Source organism: Kitasatospora mediocidica KCTC 9733, assembly GCF_000744225.1.
Lineage (GTDB): Bacteria > Actinomycetota > Actinomycetes > Streptomycetales > Streptomycetaceae > Kitasatospora > Kitasatospora mediocidica.
This window is the reverse complement of record NZ_JQLN01000002.1, coordinates 15,189-31,529: the sequence shown is the minus strand read 5'-3', so window position 1 is coordinate 31,529 and position 16,341 is coordinate 15,189. Positions and strand designations below refer to the sequence as shown.

The following is a 16,341-nucleotide window of genomic DNA, read 5'->3' as shown; positions in this document are numbered from 1 at the left end:
CGAGGGGCGCCGGCGGCGGGTCGGCGCGGGCCGCGGGTCGGCACGACGGTCCATGAGGTGTCGGTGGTCTGCGTCATCAGATAGTCCCTCAACTCCCGTTGGCGGTCGCCTTCTTCCGGATCACGCCCGGGCCGACCGGACCGCGGTCGCGCGGTCACCCCCTACCTGTCCGCTCGCGCCGTCGGGTTCCCAAGAAAAAAGCGAGTGGGACCGCACCCCCCGGGGGTGCGGTCCCACTCGCCTGTGCCCGTCGGCGTCAGCGCATCGAACCGGTGCGCAGCAGCGTGCGGATCACCCGCATGGCCACCGAGAGGCTGGACAGCTCATAGGTGTCCGAACCCCTTATGTCGGCCAGCGTGGTGGCGGCCCGGGTGAGCAGCGTGCCGTTCAACTCGGCCCAGGCGTTGTAGCGCTCCTCCGCCGTGGCACCCTCGGGCCCGCAGGCCAGGATGTCGGCGGTGAGCACGGCGTGCGCCGCGAAGAGGTCCTCGCGGATCGCCGCGCGGGCCATCGAGGACCACCGGTCGGTGCGCGGCAGCTCGATGATCCGGTCCAGCAGGTGGGTGATGCCCAGCCGGTCGGCGAGGTCGTAGTAGAGGTCGGAGACCTCGGCGACGTCCTTGCCGGAGCGGTCCGCGACCTCGGTGATGTCCAGGGTCGGGAAGGCCGAGGAGAGCCCGGCGACGCGGGTGGCCAGCGCCACCGGCACGCCGGCCTGGACCAGCTCGCCGTAGATCTTCTCGAACCACGCCGCGTCCTCGCCGCGCAGCGGCTTGGGCAGGCTGCTCCAGACCTGGTCCACCCGGCCCTGGAAGAACGCGATGGTGTCCGCGATGTCCAGCGGCTGGCGGCGGTTGTTGAGCATCCAGCGGGTGGCCCGCTCGACGAGCCGGCGCGAGTGCAGGCGCACCCGGGTCAGCACCTCGGACGGGACCTGGTTGTCGAAGCCCTCGACCTGGTCCCAGATGCTCTCCAGGCCGAAGACCGCGCGGGCCGCGGTGTGCGTGCGGGCGATCTCCTCGTAGGTCGCCCCGGTCTCCTCGCGGAGGCGGAACGCGAAGGTGCAGCCACCGCGGTTGATCGTGTCGTTGACGATCAGGGTGGTGATGATCTCCCGGCGCAGCGCGTGCGCGTCGACCGCGTCGGCGAACCGCTCGCGCAGCGCGCTCGGGAAGTACTCGTGCAGCGTGCTGCGGAAGTACGGGTCGTCCGGCAGGTCGGTGGCGAGCAGCTCGTCGGCCAGCGTGATCTTCGTGTAGGCGAGCAGCACGGAGAGCTCGGGCTGGGTGAGCCCGTGGCCGTTCTGCTGGCGCTCCCGGATCTGGCGCTCGGTCGGCAGGAACTCGATGCCCCGGTCGAGCAGGCCCTCGGACTCCAGCCGGTTGAGCATCCGGGAGTGCACGTTGACCATGCTGTGCGCCTGGGCCACGGCGTTGGCCAGCACGACGTTCTGCGCGTAGTTGTTGCGCAGGACGAGGTGGCCGACCTCCTCCGTCATCTCGGCCAGCAGGACGTTGCGCTGCTTGACCGTCATGTCGCCCTCGGCGACCACCTGGTTGAGCAGGATCTTGATGTTCACCTCGTGGTCCGAGGTGTCCACGCCCGCCGAGTTGTCGATGGCGTCGGTGTTGATCCAGCCGCCGGCCTGCTCCGGGCCGCCGACCTGGGCGTACTCGATGCGACCCAGCTGGGTGCAGCCGAGGTTGCCGCCCTCGCCGACCACCCGGGCGCGGACCTGGGCGCCGTTGACCCGGATCGCGTCGTTGGCCTTGTCGCCGACGTCCGCGTTGGTCTCCCGCTCGGCCTTGATGTAGGTACCGATGCCGCCGTTCCAGAACAGGTCGACGGGCGCCTGAAGGATCGCCTTCATCAGCTCGGCCGGGGTGACCCGGGACTCGGTGACGCCGAGCGCCGCACGGACCTGGGCGGTCAGCTGGATCGACTTGGCACTGCGCGGGAAGATCCCGCCGCCCGCGGAGATCAGCGACCTGTCGTAGTCGTCCCAGGAGCTGCGCGGCAGGTCGAAGAGCCGACGGCGCTCGGCGTAGGAAACCGCCGCGTCCGGGTTCGGGTCCAGGAAGATGTGCCGGTGGTCGAAGGCGGCCACCAGCCGGATGTGCTCGCTGAGCAGCATGCCGTTGCCGAAGACGTCACCGGACATGTCGCCGATGCCGACGACGGTGAAGTCCTCGCTCTGGGTGTCGTGGCCCAGCTCGCGGAAGTTGCGCTTGACGGACTCCCAGGCGCCGCGCGCCGTGATGCCCATGCCCTTGTGGTCGTAGCCGGCCGAGCCGCCGGAGGCGAACGCGTCGCCCAGCCAGAAGCCGTACGACTCGGCCACGCCGTTGGCGATGTCCGAGAAGGTCGCGGTGCCCTTGTCGGCGGCGACCACCAGGTAGGTGTCGTCCTCGTCGTGGCGGACCACGTCGGCCGGGTGGACGACCTGGCCGCCCTGCAGGTTGTCGGTGATGTCCAGCAGCGCCGAGATGAAGGTCTTGTAGGACGAGATGCCCTCGGCGAGCCAGGCGTCGCGGTCCACCGACGGGTCCGGCAGCTGCTTGGCGACGAAGCCGCCCTTGGCGCCGACCGGGACGATGACGGTGTTCTTGACCATCTGCGCCTTGACCAGGCCCAGGATCTCGGTACGGAAGTCCTCGCGCCGGTCGGACCAGCGCAGACCACCGCGGGCGACCTTGCCGAAGCGCAGGTGGACGCCCTCGACCTGGGGCGAGTAGACCCAGATCTCGAAGGCCGGGCGCGGGGCCGGCAGGTCCGGGATGGCGTGCGGGTCGAACTTCATCGACACGTAGCTGTGCCACTGGCCGTCGGCCGCGTGCTGGAAGAAGTTGGTCCGCAGGGTGGCCTTGATCAGGTGCAGGAAGGAGCGCAGGATGCGGTCCTCGTCCAACGAGACGACCTCGTCGAGCGCACCGGTGAGCTCCTCGAGGATGCCCTCGGTCAGCTCGTCCGCGCCCAGCTGGTGCCCCGGGCTCAGCCGGGCCTCGAAGAGGTTGACCAGCAGCCGGGTGGTGTGGGCGTTGTTGCGGAGCGCGTCCTCCATGTAGTCCTGGGAGAAGGTGCTCCCGGCCTGCCGGAGGTACTTGGCCAGGGCGCGCAGCACGACGGCCTGACGCCAGTTCAGCCCGGCGGTGAGGATCAGGCCGTTGAAGCCGTCGTTCTCCGCGTGGCCGGTCCAGGTCGCCGCGAAGGCCTCCTGGAAGCGCTCGCGGGCCTCGTCGGTCAGCTCGGTGGCCTCGCGGAGCTTCAGGCCGAAGTCGTAGACCCACGCCGTGCTGCCGTCCGAGCGGCGCAGCGCGTACGGGTGCTCGTCGAGCACCTCGACGCCCAGGCGCTGGAGCACCGGCAGGACCTCGGTCAGCGAGATCGGGCCGCCGACCCGGTAGATCTTGAAGCGGCGCTCGTCGTCGCCGGCGCCGACCGGCTGGTAGAGGTTGAGCCGGAAGTCGCCCTCGGCCTGCAGCGACTCGATCTGCTTGAGGTCGGCGACGGCGGTGCGCGCGGTGAAGTCGGCGCGGTAGCCGTCCGGGAAGGCGTTGGCGTACCGGTGGGCGAGCTCGGCGGCCCGCTCCTCGCCCAGCTCGATGTGCAGCTGGTCGTTGAAGCCGTCCATCCAGAACCGGGCGGCGTCGGCCAGCTTGGCCTCGATCCGCTCGATCTCGCTCTCGGTGAGCTCGGGCAGCTCGCTGCCGGGCGCCACCCGCACCACGAAGTGCAGGCGGGTGAGCACCGACTCGGTGGACCAGACGGTGTAGTCGATGGCGGCGCCGTTCAGCTCCGCCATCAGGATCTCCATCAGGCGCAGCCGGATCCGCGTGGTGTAGCGGTCACGCGGCAGGTACACCAGGGCGGAGAAGTAGCGGCCGTACTCGTCCTGACGCAGGAAGAGCCGCAGCTTGCGGCGCTCCTGGAGGTAGAGCACGCTGCCGGCGATCTCGAGCAGCTCCTCGGCGGGGGTCTGGAAGATCTCGTCGCGCGGGAAGGTCTCCAGGATCTGCAGCAGGTCCCGGCCGTCGTGGCTCTCGCTGGTGAAACCGGAGCCGGTCAGCACCTCCTGCACCTTGCGGCGGACCACCGGGATCCGGGTGACCGACTCGGTGTACGCGGCGGACGAGAACAGGCCAAGGAAGCGGCGCTCGCCGATCACGTTGCCCGCGGCATCGAACTTCTTCACCCCGACGTAGTCGAGGTAGGACGGCCGGTGGACGGTCGCGCGGGAGTTGGCCTTGGTCAGCACGAGGAGCTTCTTCTCGTGCGCCTTCGCCCGGACGGGGGCGGAGAGGCGGCCGAAGGACTCGCTGACCGGGTGGTGGTCGGTGTCGTGGCTGAGCGGGTCGGAGCGCAGGATGCCCAGGCCGGTGCCGGGGATCGCCCGCAGCACCTCCTCGCCCTCGTGCTCGACCAGGTCGTACTCGCGGTAACCGAGGAAGGTGAAGTGGTCGTCGGCCAGCCAGCGCATCAGCTCCCAGGCCTCGCCGACCTCCTGCTCGGCCAGGTGCGCCGGGGGCAGCTCGGCGAGCTCGTCGGCCAGCCGCAGCGCGCTGGTGCGCATCTTCGCCCAGTCCTCGACGACCTCGCGGACATCGCCCAGGACCCGGCGCAGGCCCTTCTCGATGGCCTGGAGGTCCTCGCGGTCGGTCTCGCGGTCGATCTCGACGTGCATCCAGGACTCGACGGTCGCGTCGGCCGGCCAGTCGTGGGCGGCCGCCTGGCTGCGCGAGCAGGCGTCGATGTCGAGGATCTCCAGCAGCTTGCCGGTGATGTCACGGCGCACGACCAGCTGGGGGTGGATCACCAGGTGGATCGCCCGGTCCTGGCGGGACAGCTCGTTGGTGACCGAGTCGACCAGGAAAGGCATGTCGTCGGTGACCACCTCGACCACGGTGTGGCCGCTGGACCACCCGTTCTCGTCGACGGTCGGGGTGGAGACCCGGACCTCGGCGGTGCCCTGCGGGCGCTTGAGGCCCAGCCGGTAGTGGGAGGCGGCCGCGCCGTAGACGTCCACCGGGTCGCGGTCGACCAGGTCGTCGGGGGCGGTGTGGAGGTAGTAGTGGTGCAGGTACGCGGTCAGAGCACCATTGCTCAGACCTTCACCTGGCGCCGCTCCCCCCACCTGGCTGTTCTCAGCGGCTGCTGCTGCTTTCGCGAGCAGTTCGGCCTTGGCTGCGTCCAGCTTGGTCTGCATGGCTCTTTGGCTCCTGTCGCGCGCCGTTGCGTGACTCGGTGGTGGTAGGTGATCACCGCCGGGTCTGTCCGCAATCCTCCCGCACATTCCGGACGAAAGACTCTCAAGGCACGCTTGAAGAGCCTTCCGTCTGGGTACGACAGGTCTTTCGGCCTGCGGGGCTCCCCGACGACGCCAGCCAGCCTAACGGGAGGAAAGCAAGGTGTCAGGGGACAGGGAGGCGCAAAGCCGTAGGAAGATCGCACATTCCTGGACACGTTGTCCAAGGAGGCACAGGTCGGACCCCCGATCGGCGGGTCCGACGTCCGGTGCGGGGGCGGTCGCCTCCGGCGCACTCGGGCCGCCGGGCGCGACCCCGGCAGACTCGTGTGACTCCTGTCACTTCATGTGCGGATAGCCGTGGACGGTCGGCGGGACGAAGGTCTCCTTGATGGACCGGGCCGAGGTCCAGCGCAGCAGGTTCTGCGCGCTGCCGGCCTTGTCGTTGGTCCCCGACGCCCGCCCGCCGCCGAACGGCTGCTGACCCACCACGGCCCCGGTCGGCTTGTCGTTGATGTAGAAGTTGCCCGCGGTGAACCGCAGCTCCTCGACGGCCTGCGCGATGGCGTAGCGGTCCTGCGCGATCACCGCGCCGGTCAGCCCGTACGGCGCGGCGACGTCCACCCGGCGCAGCGCGTCCTCCCAGCGGCTGTCCTCGTAGACCTGGACGGCCAGGATCGGCCCGAAGTACTCGGTGGAGAAGATCTCGTTGCGCTGGTCGGCGCAGAGCAGCACGGTCGGCCGGACGAAGTAGCCGATGGCGTCGTCGTACTGCCCGCCGGCCACCAGCTCGACGGTCGGATCCTGGCGGGCGCGGTCGATGGCGGCCTTGTTCCTGGCGAAGGCCCGGTCGTCGATGAGCGCTCCCATGAAGTTGGAGAGGTCGCTGACGTCACCCACCGTCAGGGCGTCCACCTCGGCCAGGAAGTCGTCCTTGATCCGCTGCCAGAGGCTGCGCGGGAGGTACGCCCGGGAGAGCGCGGAGCACTTCTGGCCCTGGTACTCGAAGGCGCCGCGGATCAGCGCGGCCTTCAGGATGTCCGGGTCGGCCGAGCGGTGCGCGATCAGGAAGTCCTTGCCGCCGGTCTCGCCGACCACCCGCGGGTAGCTGCGGTAGTTCGCGATGTTGGCGCCGATGCTCTGCCAGAGCGACTGGAAGGTTCCGGTCGAGCCGGTGAAGTGCAGGCCGGCCAGCTGCGGGCTGGCGAGCGCCACCTCGGAGAGCGCCCTGCCGTCCCCGGTCACCAGGTTGATCACTCCGGGCGGCAGGCCGGCCGCCTCCAGCAGCCGCATCAGCAGGCAGGCCGAGAAGGTCTGGGTGGGCGCCGGCTTCCAGACCACCGTGTTGCCCAGCAGCGCGGGGGCGGTCGGCAGGTTGCCGGCGATGGCGGTGAAGTTGAACGGCGTGACGGCGTAGACGAAGCCCTCCAGCGGGCGGTGGTCCACGCGGTTCCACACCCCGGGCGAGGAGTGCGGCTGGTCGGCCAGCAGCTCCCGGGCGAACCCCACGTTGTAGCGCCAGAAGTCGATCAGCTCGCAGGCCGCGTCGATCTCGGCCTGCTGGACCGTCTTGGACTGGCCGAGCATGGTGGCCGCGTTCAGGGTCTCCCGCCAGGGGCCGGCCAGCAGGTCGGCGGCGCGCAGGAAGACCGCGGCCCGGTCGTCGAAGGAGAGCGCGCGCCACTCGCGCCCGGCGGCCAGCGCCGCGTCCACCGCGAGCCGGGCGTCCTCCCGGGTGGCGTTGCCCAGCACACCCAGGCGCGCGGCGTGGTGGTGCGGCTGGACGACGTCGATCCGCTCGCCCGAGCCGAGCCGCCGCTCGCCGCCGATGGTCATCGGCAACGGGACCTGCTCGGCTGCCAGCTCGTCCAGCCGCCGCTCCAGCCGCGCCCGTTCCGGGCTGCCGGGCGCGTACTCCCGCACGGGCTCGTTGCTGGGGGTGGGCACCTGGGTGACCGCGTCGATGGGCATACCGGCTCCGCTCGTCCTGGACCGACCGGGCGAGGCTCGCCCGTGCGTCAATCCAGATTGACCACTCCGGCGGTGATCGGCCCGGGTCGACACACGGTTCAGGCTGTGATCCCGTGCTCAGACGGTGAGCCGGCGCGCCAGCTCGACGGCCTCCGCCAGGCTGTCCACCACGGGGACACCGACCGGTTCCAGGTTCGCGCGGGTGTGCGACCCGCCGGTGTAGAGCACGGCGCGCGCGCCGACCTCCAGCGCCGCCAGCGCGTCGTCGGCCGCGTCGCCGATCAGGACCGTCCGGGCCGGGTCGACCTGCGGGCCCAGCGCGGCCAGGTGGCGGACCAGTGAGGCGGCCTTCTGGCCGTGCGAGGGGCCGGTGCGGCCGTCCACCCGCACGAAGTGGGTCGCTATCCCCAGGCCGTGCACCATCGGGACCAGCCGCTCGTGCTCGTACATCGACAGCAGCGACTGGGTGCCGCCCTCGGCCGCCCAGCCGCTGAGCAGGCCGACGGCACCGTCGGTGAGGCCGCAGCCGCCGGAGAGCTGCGCGTAGCGCTCCTGGAAGGCGGCGTCCAACCGCTCCCACTCGGCGCTGCTCGGCTGGAAGCCGAGCGCGCGCTGGTAGAAGCGCGGGATCGGGATCTCGTAGAGCTCCCGGTACCGCTCCAGCGTCAGCGGAGCCGCCCCGACCGTCGCGAAGGCGGCGTTGCTCGCACCGAGCACCGCCTCCATGTCGTGAAAGAGCGTTCCGTTCCAGTCCCAGACGATATGAGTTCGCACCCGAGGCACGGTAGCGCCCGACACTGACAACGAAGTAGCGGGTGACCGGACTGTGGGTGTCACGACAGCAGCGCGGCGATCTCCTGGGTGGCGTACCAGAGCAGCTCGTGGTCCTCGGCGCCGTCCACGGTGAACTGGGCGTCGTCGTCGCCCGCGTCCGCCTTGCCGATCGCCTCGGCGGCGGCCGCCACGTCGTCGGCCACCTCCTGGTCGGCGACGTCCGCGTGCACGGCGGCGATCTTGGCCAGCCTGACCGGGCCGGCCAGGGTGACCCGGCCGAGCGAGGCCTGGTCCTGGTACTCGTCGCCGTCGAAGGGCCGCACCGAGGCGTCCGGGGCGTCCAGGGCCACCACCACCCGGCGGCGCGGCGCGGTGGGCGCGGCGGCCAACAGGCGCAGCGAGGACTGCGCGGCCCGGACGAGGGCGGCGTACTCCAGCTCCTCCAGGTCGTCGCTGACGTACCACTCGCGCAGCGCGGGCGTCACGGCGTACGCCGCGGACTGCTCCAACGCGCCGTCCGGGTGCGCCGCGGCCAGATCGGCCAGGGTGGTGGGCACGTAGACACGCATCGGGGGCACACTCCGCTTCCTGAGGGATCCGCAGTTGCTGCAGACCTCCACAGAATACGGCCCGCGCGATCACCCCGGGCGCTGCGTGCGTGTACCCCTTCGAGCGCACCGCGATCGTCCGCGCGGCGGCCGTACGGCGGTGGGAAAGGCTGTCCGGCCGGGCCCGGGGCGGTGTCAAGCCGCCGTCCGGGCGACCCCCGGGTGGGGCCCTGCAAAGCCCTTGAGGGCCCTGGCCCGGCGCCGATAGCAAGGGGACCGACAGCATCGACCCGAGCCCGGGGGTACCAACCATGCCCGAGACCCTGACCGCGACCCGCCCGGAGACCGTCCCGCCACAGATCCTGCCCTTCGCGGCCGGTCCGCTCACCGACCCGCACACCGACCCGCTCACTGGCCCGCTCGCCGACCACGCCCAGGCGCCGGGCGCGCCGCCCCGGTCGGGCAGCTGCCACGCACCGCCCGTCCGGGCGCACCACGGCGCACCGCAACGGCGGCCGCGCCACCCGCGCTCGGCCTGCGCACCCGCGCAGGGCGGCGGGTCCGAACTCGCCGCCCGGTTCGCGCTGCGGCTGGTCGAGGTGCTCACCGGGGTCCGCCCGGCCGGCCAGCTGACCCGGCACACCACCCACGACGGCTACCGCCAGCTCGCCCACCTGGTGCACGGCGGCCCACTGCGCCGCCGCACCGGCGGCGCCCGGCCGTTGTTGGGCCCGGTGCACGACTACGCGCCCGGCCCGGGCGCGCTGGAGGTCTGCGTCCGGGTCGAGTTCGGCCCGCGGCACCACATGGTGGCGTTCCGCCTCGAACAGCACCGCGGCACCGAGCAGTGGCAGTGCGCCGCCGTGGACGCGCGATGACCGCCCACCGGTACGCCCGCATGCGGCAGGGCGCCGCCCCGGCCGAGCCGGAACGACGCCCTGTCGCGTACCTCTGCCGTGCCGGGTCAGGCCTTGCGGCGGCGGCCCTTCGTCGACTTCGCGGCCTTGCGGCGCTCGGCGCGGGTGAGGCCGTCGCCCTCGTCCTCGCCGTCCGCGTCGTCGTCGTAGGAGCCCTCGAAGTCGCCCTCGATGACCGTCTCGTCGCCGTCCACCGACGGAGCGGTGTAGTGCAGCTTCTGGCGGGCCGGAGCCTCCAGGCCCTTGGCCTTGATCTGGCCGATCTGCGGGACCGGACGGAAGTCGTCCTTCTCCAGCGTGATGGCGTCCTCGGGCAGCGGGACCTCCTCGACCTGCTGCTCGACCTGGACCTCCAGGTTGAACAGGTAGCCGACGGACTCCTCCTTGATGCCCTCCATCATGGCGCTGAACATGTCGAAGCCCTCGCGCTGGTACTCGACCAGCGGGTCGCGCTGCGCCATCGCCCGCAGGCCGATGCCCTCCTGGAGGTAGTCCATCTCGTAGAGGTGCTCGCGCCAACGGCGGTCCAGCACCGAGAGGACGACCCGGCGCTCCAGCTCGCGCATGACCTGCTCGCCGAGCTGGTCCTCGCGCGCGCCGTACTGCGCCTGGATGTCTTCCTTGATCGTCTGGGTGAGGAACTCGGAGGTCAGACCCGAACCGCCGGCCTCCTCCTCCAGCGTGTCCAGCTCCAGGGTGAGCGGGTAGAGCTGCTTCAGGGCGGTCCAGAGCTTCTCGAGGTCCCAGTCGTCCTCGAAGCCCTCACCGGTCGCGGCGCTGACGTACGCCTCGACGGTGTCGTCCATGAAGTGGCCGATCTGCTCCTGCAGGTCCTCGCCCTCCAGGACGCGACGGCGCTCGCCGTAGATGACCTCGCGCTGGCGGCTCAGCACCTCGTCGTACTTCAGGACGTTCTTGCGGATCTCGAAGTTCTGCTGCTCGACCTGGCTCTGTGCCGAGGCGATGGCGCGGGTGACCATCTTCGACTCGATCGGCACGTCCTCCGGCACGTTGGCCATCGACAGGACGCGCTCGACCATGCCGGCCTTGAACAGGCGCATCAGGTCGTCGCCGAGCGAGAGGTAGAAACGGGACTCGCCCGGGTCGCCCTGACGGCCGGAGCGGCCGCGCAGCTGGTTGTCGATCCGACGCGACTCGTGGCGCTCGGTGCCGAGGACGTACAGGCCACCGATGTCCTGCACCTCCTGCTGCTCCGCCTTCACGGCGCCCTTGGCCTTCTCCAGCGCCTCCGGGAACGCGGCCTCGTACTCCTCCGGGGTGTCCTCCGGGTTGAGCCCGCGCTGGGCCAGCTCGGCAGTGGCCAGGTGGTCCGGGTTTCCGCCGAGCATGATGTCGGTGCCACGGCCGGCCATGTTGGTGGCGACCGTGACGGCGCCCTTGCGGCCGGCCTGCGCGACGATCTGCGCCTCGCGCTCGTGGTGCTTGGCGTTCAGCACCTCGTGCGGAATGCCGCGCTTGCGCAGCTCCTGGGAGAGGTACTCGGACTTCTCGACCGAGACCGTGCCGACCAGGACCGGCTGGCCCTTCTCGTGCTTCTCGGCGATGTCCTCGACCACGGCGGCGAACTTGGCCGGCTCGGACTTGTAGATCAGGTCGGGCTGGTCGATCCGCCGCGGGTCCCGGTTGGTCGGGATCGGGACGACGCCGAGCTTGTAGATCTGGTGGAACTCGGCGGCCTCGGTGGTGGCCGTACCGGTCATGCCGGAGAGCTTGCTGTACAGGCGGAAGAAGTTCTGCAGGGTGATGGTGGCCAGCGTCTGGTTCTCGTTCTGGACCTCCACCCCCTCCTTGGCCTCGATCGCCTGGTGCATGCCCTCGTTGTAGCGACGGCCGGCCAGGATACGGCCGGTGTGCTCGTCAACGATCATGACCTCGCCGTTCATGACGACGTAGTCCTTGTCGTTCTTGTAGAGCTCCTTGGCCTTGATGGCGTTGTTCAGGAACCCGACGAGCGGGGTGTTCACCGACTCGTAGAGGTTGTCGATGCCCAGGTAGTCCTCGACCCGGGTGACACCGTCCTCCAGCACGCCGACCGTGCGCTTCTTCTCGTCGACCTCGTAGTCACGGTCGCGCTTGAGGCGCTGCACCAGCTTGGCGAAGTCGGCGTACCACTTGGTCGCCTGGTCGGCCGGGCCGGAGATGATCAGCGGCGTACGGGCCTCGTCGATCAGGATCGAGTCGACCTCGTCGACGATCGCGAAGTTGTGGCCGCGCTGGACCAACTCCTCCTGCGACCACGCCATGTTGTCGCGCAGGTAGTCGAAGCCGAACTCGTTGTTGGTGCCGTACGTGATGTCCATCGCGTACTGGCGCTTGCGCTCGGCGGGCGACATGTTGCCGAGGATCACGCCGACCTCGAGGCCGAGGAAGCGGTGCACCCGGCCCATCCACTCCGAGTCACGCTCGGCGAGGTAGTCGTTGACCGTGATCAGGTGCACGCCCTTGCCGGTCAGCGCGTTCAGGTACGCCGGCAGCGTGCCGACCAGGGTCTTGCCCTCGCCGGTGCGCATCTCGGCGACGTGGCCGAGGTGAAGAGCGGCGCCACCCATGATCTGGACGTCGTAGTGGCGCTGGCCGAGCACCCGCTTGGCCGCCTCACGAACGGTGGCGAACGCCTCGGGGAGGATGCCGTCCAGGCTCTCGCCGTCGGCGAGGCGCGACTTGTACTCGTCGGTCAGCGCACGCAGCTCGTCGTCCGTGAGGTTGACGAAGTCCTCTTCGATGGAGTTGACCTGGGCGGCAATCCGCTGCAGCTTGCGAAGGATCTTGCCTTCGCCTGCGCGCAGAATCTTGTCGAAGACGGACACTTGAGCGGGCTCCTTGCCTGGATCGGCTCTGGACGACTGCACGGTGGGGTCCACCCCACCGCACGGGCCATCGTATGCGAGGAGTCCAACCCCCCGGGAGGTGCGTCAGCACGCCATTCCCGTGTCACTCGTAGGAGCGGATCGCCCAATAGCCGTCGCTATCATCACAAATCGGACACGGAAAGTCCGTTCCCCTTACCTTCCCCGGCGGTAATACTCACCTCATGCCGTACACGATCCTGCCCCCCACCGAGGGTTCCGAGACCGTTCTGCCCACCCTGGAGACCGAGCGCCTGCTGCTGCGCGCGCCCCTCGCCGAGGACGTCGACGCGATCGCCGCCGCCTGCCAGGACGCCGACATCCAGCACTGGACGGTCGTCCCGTCGCCCTACCGGCGCGCGGACGCCGAGTATTTCGTGCACCGGCTCGCCCCGGACGGACTGCAGAGCGGCGCCAACCTGGTCTGGTGCGTGCTGGAGAAGGACACCGGCGTCCTGGTCGGCACCCAGGCGCTGGTCGCCCGCAGGCCGGGCGTGGCGGAGGTGGGCTTCTGGACGTCCAAGGAGACCCGCGGTCGCGGCTACACCGTCGAGGCGATGCTCGCACTGGCCCGCTGGGCCTTCACCGAGCGCCAGGTCCGCCGACTCGAATGGGTGGCCTACGTCGGCAACGAACCCTCGCTCGCGGTCGCCCGGCGCGCCGGCTTCACCATCGAGGGCACCCTGCGCTCCTACGCCGAGCAGCGCGGCGTCTTCCGGGACTCCTGGATGGGCTCACTGCTCCCCGGCGATCTGGAGCCGTAGCCGGCCGGTCGGCCCGCTGTCGGTGCCCGGGTCTACGCTGCCCGGCATGACCGCCGCACAGCCGACGCCAGCCCTCACCCTCACCGCCGACGAGGCGCGCAGGATCGCCCTGCGCGCCCAGGGCCTGCTCGGCGCGCCCGACCGGCGCGCCGGGGTCCGCGGCATGCTGCGCCGGCTCGGCGCGGTCCAGCTGGACACCATCTCGGTGCTGGCCCGCTCGCACGAGCTGGTGCCGTACGCGCGGCTGGGGGCGGTGGGCCGTCCGGCCGTCGAGGGGGCGTACTGGGGCTCGGAGACCACCTTCGAGTACTGGTCGCACGCGGCCTGCCTGCTGCCCGTCGAGGAGTGGCCGCTGTTCGCCTTCCGGCGCCGCGCCTACCGCGCGAAGGGCCACCACTGGGGACACCAGGTCAGCCCGCAGGCGTACCGGCAGGTGCTGGACCGGCTGCGCGCCGAGGGGCCGCTGACCTCCACCGAACTCGGCGGCGCCAAGAAGACCTCCGAGTGGTGGGACTGGTCCGAGACCAAGATGGCCGTGGAGCGGGCCCTCGCCTTCGGCGACGTGGTCTGCACCGACCGGCGCAGCTGGAAGCGGGTCTACGAGCTGGCCGAGCTGGCCGTCCCGGCCGAGCTCTACGCCCAGGACCCGAGCGACCTGGAGTGCCTCACCAAGCTGGTCCGGCAGGCCGGGGAGGCGCTCGGGGTCGCCACCCGCACCGATCTGACGGACTATCACCGGCTCAAGGTCGAGCAGGTGGACGCGGTGCTGGCCGACTGCGGTCTGCTGCCGGTGACGGTCGCGGGCTGGGGGCCGGCCCCGGTGGCGGCCTGGGCGGATCCCGCGGCACTGGCGAGCGAGCCGCGCGGGCGGCACCGCACCACCCTGCTCTCCCCGTTCGACTCGCTGATCTGGGACCGCGCCCGGACCGAGCGGATCTTCGGGATGGCGCACCGCCTGGAGGCGTACACCCCGCGGCACAAGCGGGTGCACGGATACTTCGCGATGCCGGTGCTGGCCGGCGGGCGGCTGATCGGCCGGGTCGACCCGGCCCGCGAGGGGCGCACCCTGGTGGCTCGTCAGATCTCGCTGACCGACCGCAGGCAACTGCCCGCGCTGGCCCAGGCGCTGCGCGAGGCGGCCGACTGGGTGGGCTGCACGGCGGTCCGCGTGGAGGCACTGGACGACGACACGCTGCGGCCCGCCCTGGAGCGCCTGCTGGCCGACTGAACGCCTGCGGCGGACGGCGGCCCGGCAGCCCCCGAATCCGGGTCTCCCCTCCCCGCCTCGGCCCCCGCCGAGGCCGGACTCAGCCTATTTCGAGGATCTTCTCCCGCATCGCGTAGACCACGGCCTCCATCCGGGAGTGCAGCTGCAGCTTCTCCAGGATGTTGCGGACGTGATTCTTCACGGTGTTCTCGCTGATGAAGAGCTCCTTGGCGATCTCCCGGTTGTTCATGCCGGTGGCCACCAGTTTGAGCACTTCGAGCTCGCGGTCGGTCAGCCGCGGCGCGGGGACCAGGTCCCGGTCGTCGGCACGCCGCTGGATCATCGACTTGAACTCGGTGAGCAGCTTGGACGCCATCGACGGACTGATCTGCGACTGGCCGTCGGCGACCGCCCGGATGGCGGTGGCCACCTCGTCGGTGGAGATCTCCTTGAGCAGGTAGCCGGTGGCACCGGCCTTGATCGCCTCGTAGAGGTCGGCCTCCTCATCGCTTATCGTCAACATGATGATCTTGGTGCTGGGGGCCACCTCCTTGATCGAGGTGCAGGCCTCGATACCGCTGCGACGCGGCATCCGGACGTCCATCAGGATGATGTCCGGCAGCAGGTCGGCGGCCTTGAGCACCGCCTCCGCACCGTCCCCGGCCTCCCCGACGACCAGGATGTCCTGCTCCTCGGCGAGGACGATCTCCAGCCCCCGCCGGAACAGCGCGTGGTCGTCCACGACCAGCACCCTGATCGGTTCACCGCCCCGTGGCACGTACTCGGGCTGCGAACTCTCGCCCCCTCCCCTGTCGAACTGCTCCCCCATCGGCTGCCCCTCCCGATCACCGGTCACTGTGGGCTTCATCATTCCACGGCCCACGGAGCCGGTCCGACCCGTCGATCTTCCCGGTCCCCCGGACGGGTGGACACGGACACCGACACGGACCGACACGGGCCCGGCGGCCGGCACGGGGCCGGCCGCCGGGATCAGCGATGGATGGGGGGTGTGCCGTCAGCGTTCGCCGGGCACGTTGATCGCGCCGCCCGCGCCGCCGACCTCGCCGTCGGGCGCCAGGCCGTCGGTCTGCAGGTGGATCACGCCGTAGTCGTAGCCGTGCCGCCGGTAGACGACGCTGGGCTGACCACTGTCCTTCTCCACGAACAGGTAGAAGTCGTGACCGACCAGCTCCATCTCGAAGAGCGCCTGATCGAGGGTCATCGGCGAGGCGCCGTGCGTCTTCTCACGGACCACCAGCGGTCCGTCGCCCTCCACGTCCAGCGGGCCGGCCTTCGACTTGCGCACCGGCGGTTCAGCCAGCTCCTCGGCGGTCGCCGTACCGGGCAGGGCCGCGATCCGCGCGGTCGCCTCGGCGACGCTGAGCGGCGTGGTGCGCGCCCCGTGGTGCACGCGGCGGCGGTCGGCGGACTTGCGCAGCTGCGCGTCGAGCTTCGCCGAGGCCAGATCGAGCGCCGCGTACGGATCGGCGGCAGAGGCCTCGGCCCGGATCACCGGTCCACGGGTGCGGACGGTGATCTCCACGCGCTCGGACCGGTCGGCCTGGCGCGGGTTGTGTTCCTTGGACACCTCGACGTCGAGGCTGATCACCTTGCCGTCGAACTTCTGGACCTTCTCCAGCTTCTCGGCCACGTGCTCGCGGAACCTCTTGGGCACCTCGGTCTTGCGGCCCTTGACGACGATGTCCACGCAGAACTCCGATCCCTCGTGCTGTCGCCGGCCCGGTGTCCTACCGGACCGGGCTGAGACCCAGCCTGACCAGCCAACCTGTCGCCGGCCCCGCACTGGCCGCGAACGGCGTTGCGAGCTGGGCCCTCACTCCACTTCCTCCCCACCAGGGACGCTTGAAACCCCCGGGAGCCTCATCAGACACCCCGGGCGGGCTTTTCGCCTCCCCAGCGGACCATAGGCGGAGTTGAGTCGGCCGGACAGCTGTTCCCCCCTGTCTACCCTCAATCGAGTGAAGTGGCGGTAAATATCTGGACAACTCCGCCCAGACGGCCCACGATGGGCTCACCCACAGCCGCTCGCG

Annotated in this window: 10 protein-coding genes; 3 read left to right on the top strand and 7 right to left on the bottom strand. The window is 70.7% G+C overall.

Features of this window, described 5'->3' with window-relative positions:
- Positions 1-256 precede the first annotated feature (256 nt).
- The 4 genes from BS80_RS04310 to BS80_RS04295 form a co-directional block, all read right to left on the bottom strand.
- Entirely contained in the window at positions 257-5,203 is a 4,947-nt protein-coding gene (locus BS80_RS04310; protein WP_035793411.1) for an NAD-glutamate dehydrogenase, read from the bottom strand.
- 378 nt (positions 5,204-5,581) lie between these two features.
- Positions 5,582-7,207, bottom strand: a complete 1,626-nt coding sequence (pruA, locus tag BS80_RS04305; protein WP_035793769.1) for an L-glutamate gamma-semialdehyde dehydrogenase — start codon at positions 7,205-7,207, stop codon at positions 5,582-5,584.
- Between the two features lie 123 nt (positions 7,208-7,330).
- A complete protein-coding gene (locus tag BS80_RS04300) occupies positions 7,331-7,987 on the bottom strand; it encodes an HAD family hydrolase (RefSeq protein ID WP_269676091.1) in 657 nt (218 codons plus the stop codon).
- Positions 7,988-8,046: 59 nt separating this feature from the next.
- The gene (locus BS80_RS04295; RefSeq protein WP_035793408.1) at positions 8,047-8,556 is read right to left on the bottom strand and encodes a DUF6912 family protein; all 510 of its coding nucleotides are present in this window, start codon (positions 8,554-8,556) and stop codon (positions 8,047-8,049) included.
- A gap of 290 nt (positions 8,557-8,846) precedes the next feature.
- Between BS80_RS04295 and BS80_RS04290 the strand changes: the two genes are divergently transcribed.
- Positions 8,847-9,413, top strand: a complete 567-nt coding sequence (locus BS80_RS04290; RefSeq protein WP_051965980.1) for an Rv3235 family protein — start codon at positions 8,847-8,849, stop codon at positions 9,411-9,413.
- Positions 9,414-9,499: 86 nt separating this feature from the next.
- Here the strand turns inward: BS80_RS04290 and secA are convergent, their stop codons facing one another.
- The gene (gene secA / locus BS80_RS04285; protein WP_035793406.1) at positions 9,500-12,280 is read right to left on the bottom strand and encodes a preprotein translocase subunit SecA; all 2,781 of its coding nucleotides are present in this window, start codon (positions 12,278-12,280) and stop codon (positions 9,500-9,502) included.
- 224 nt (positions 12,281-12,504) lie between these two features.
- Here secA and BS80_RS04280 point away from each other — a divergent pair, with 224 nt between their 5' ends.
- Positions 12,505-13,083: a GNAT family N-acetyltransferase gene (locus tag BS80_RS04280; protein WP_051965978.1), complete on the top strand. Its 579-nt coding sequence runs from the start codon at positions 12,505-12,507 to the stop codon at positions 13,081-13,083.
- Between the two features lie 46 nt (positions 13,084-13,129).
- Positions 13,130-14,311: a winged helix-turn-helix domain-containing protein gene (locus BS80_RS04275; RefSeq protein WP_035793404.1), complete on the top strand. Its 1,182-nt coding sequence runs from the start codon at positions 13,130-13,132 to the stop codon at positions 14,309-14,311.
- 79 nt (positions 14,312-14,390) lie between these two features.
- On the opposite strand, the gene BS80_RS04270 is transcribed toward BS80_RS04275, so the two are convergent.
- Positions 14,391-15,119 carry a response regulator gene (locus tag BS80_RS04270; protein WP_035793402.1) on the bottom strand — a complete coding sequence of 243 codons (729 nt, stop codon included), beginning with the start codon at positions 15,117-15,119 and terminating at the stop codon, positions 14,391-14,393.
- A gap of 186 nt (positions 15,120-15,305) precedes the next feature.
- Positions 15,306-15,998: a ribosome hibernation-promoting factor, HPF/YfiA family gene (hpf, locus tag BS80_RS04265; RefSeq protein WP_035793400.1), complete on the bottom strand. Its 693-nt coding sequence runs from the start codon at positions 15,996-15,998 to the stop codon at positions 15,306-15,308.
- Positions 15,999-16,341: the final 343 nt, after the last annotated feature.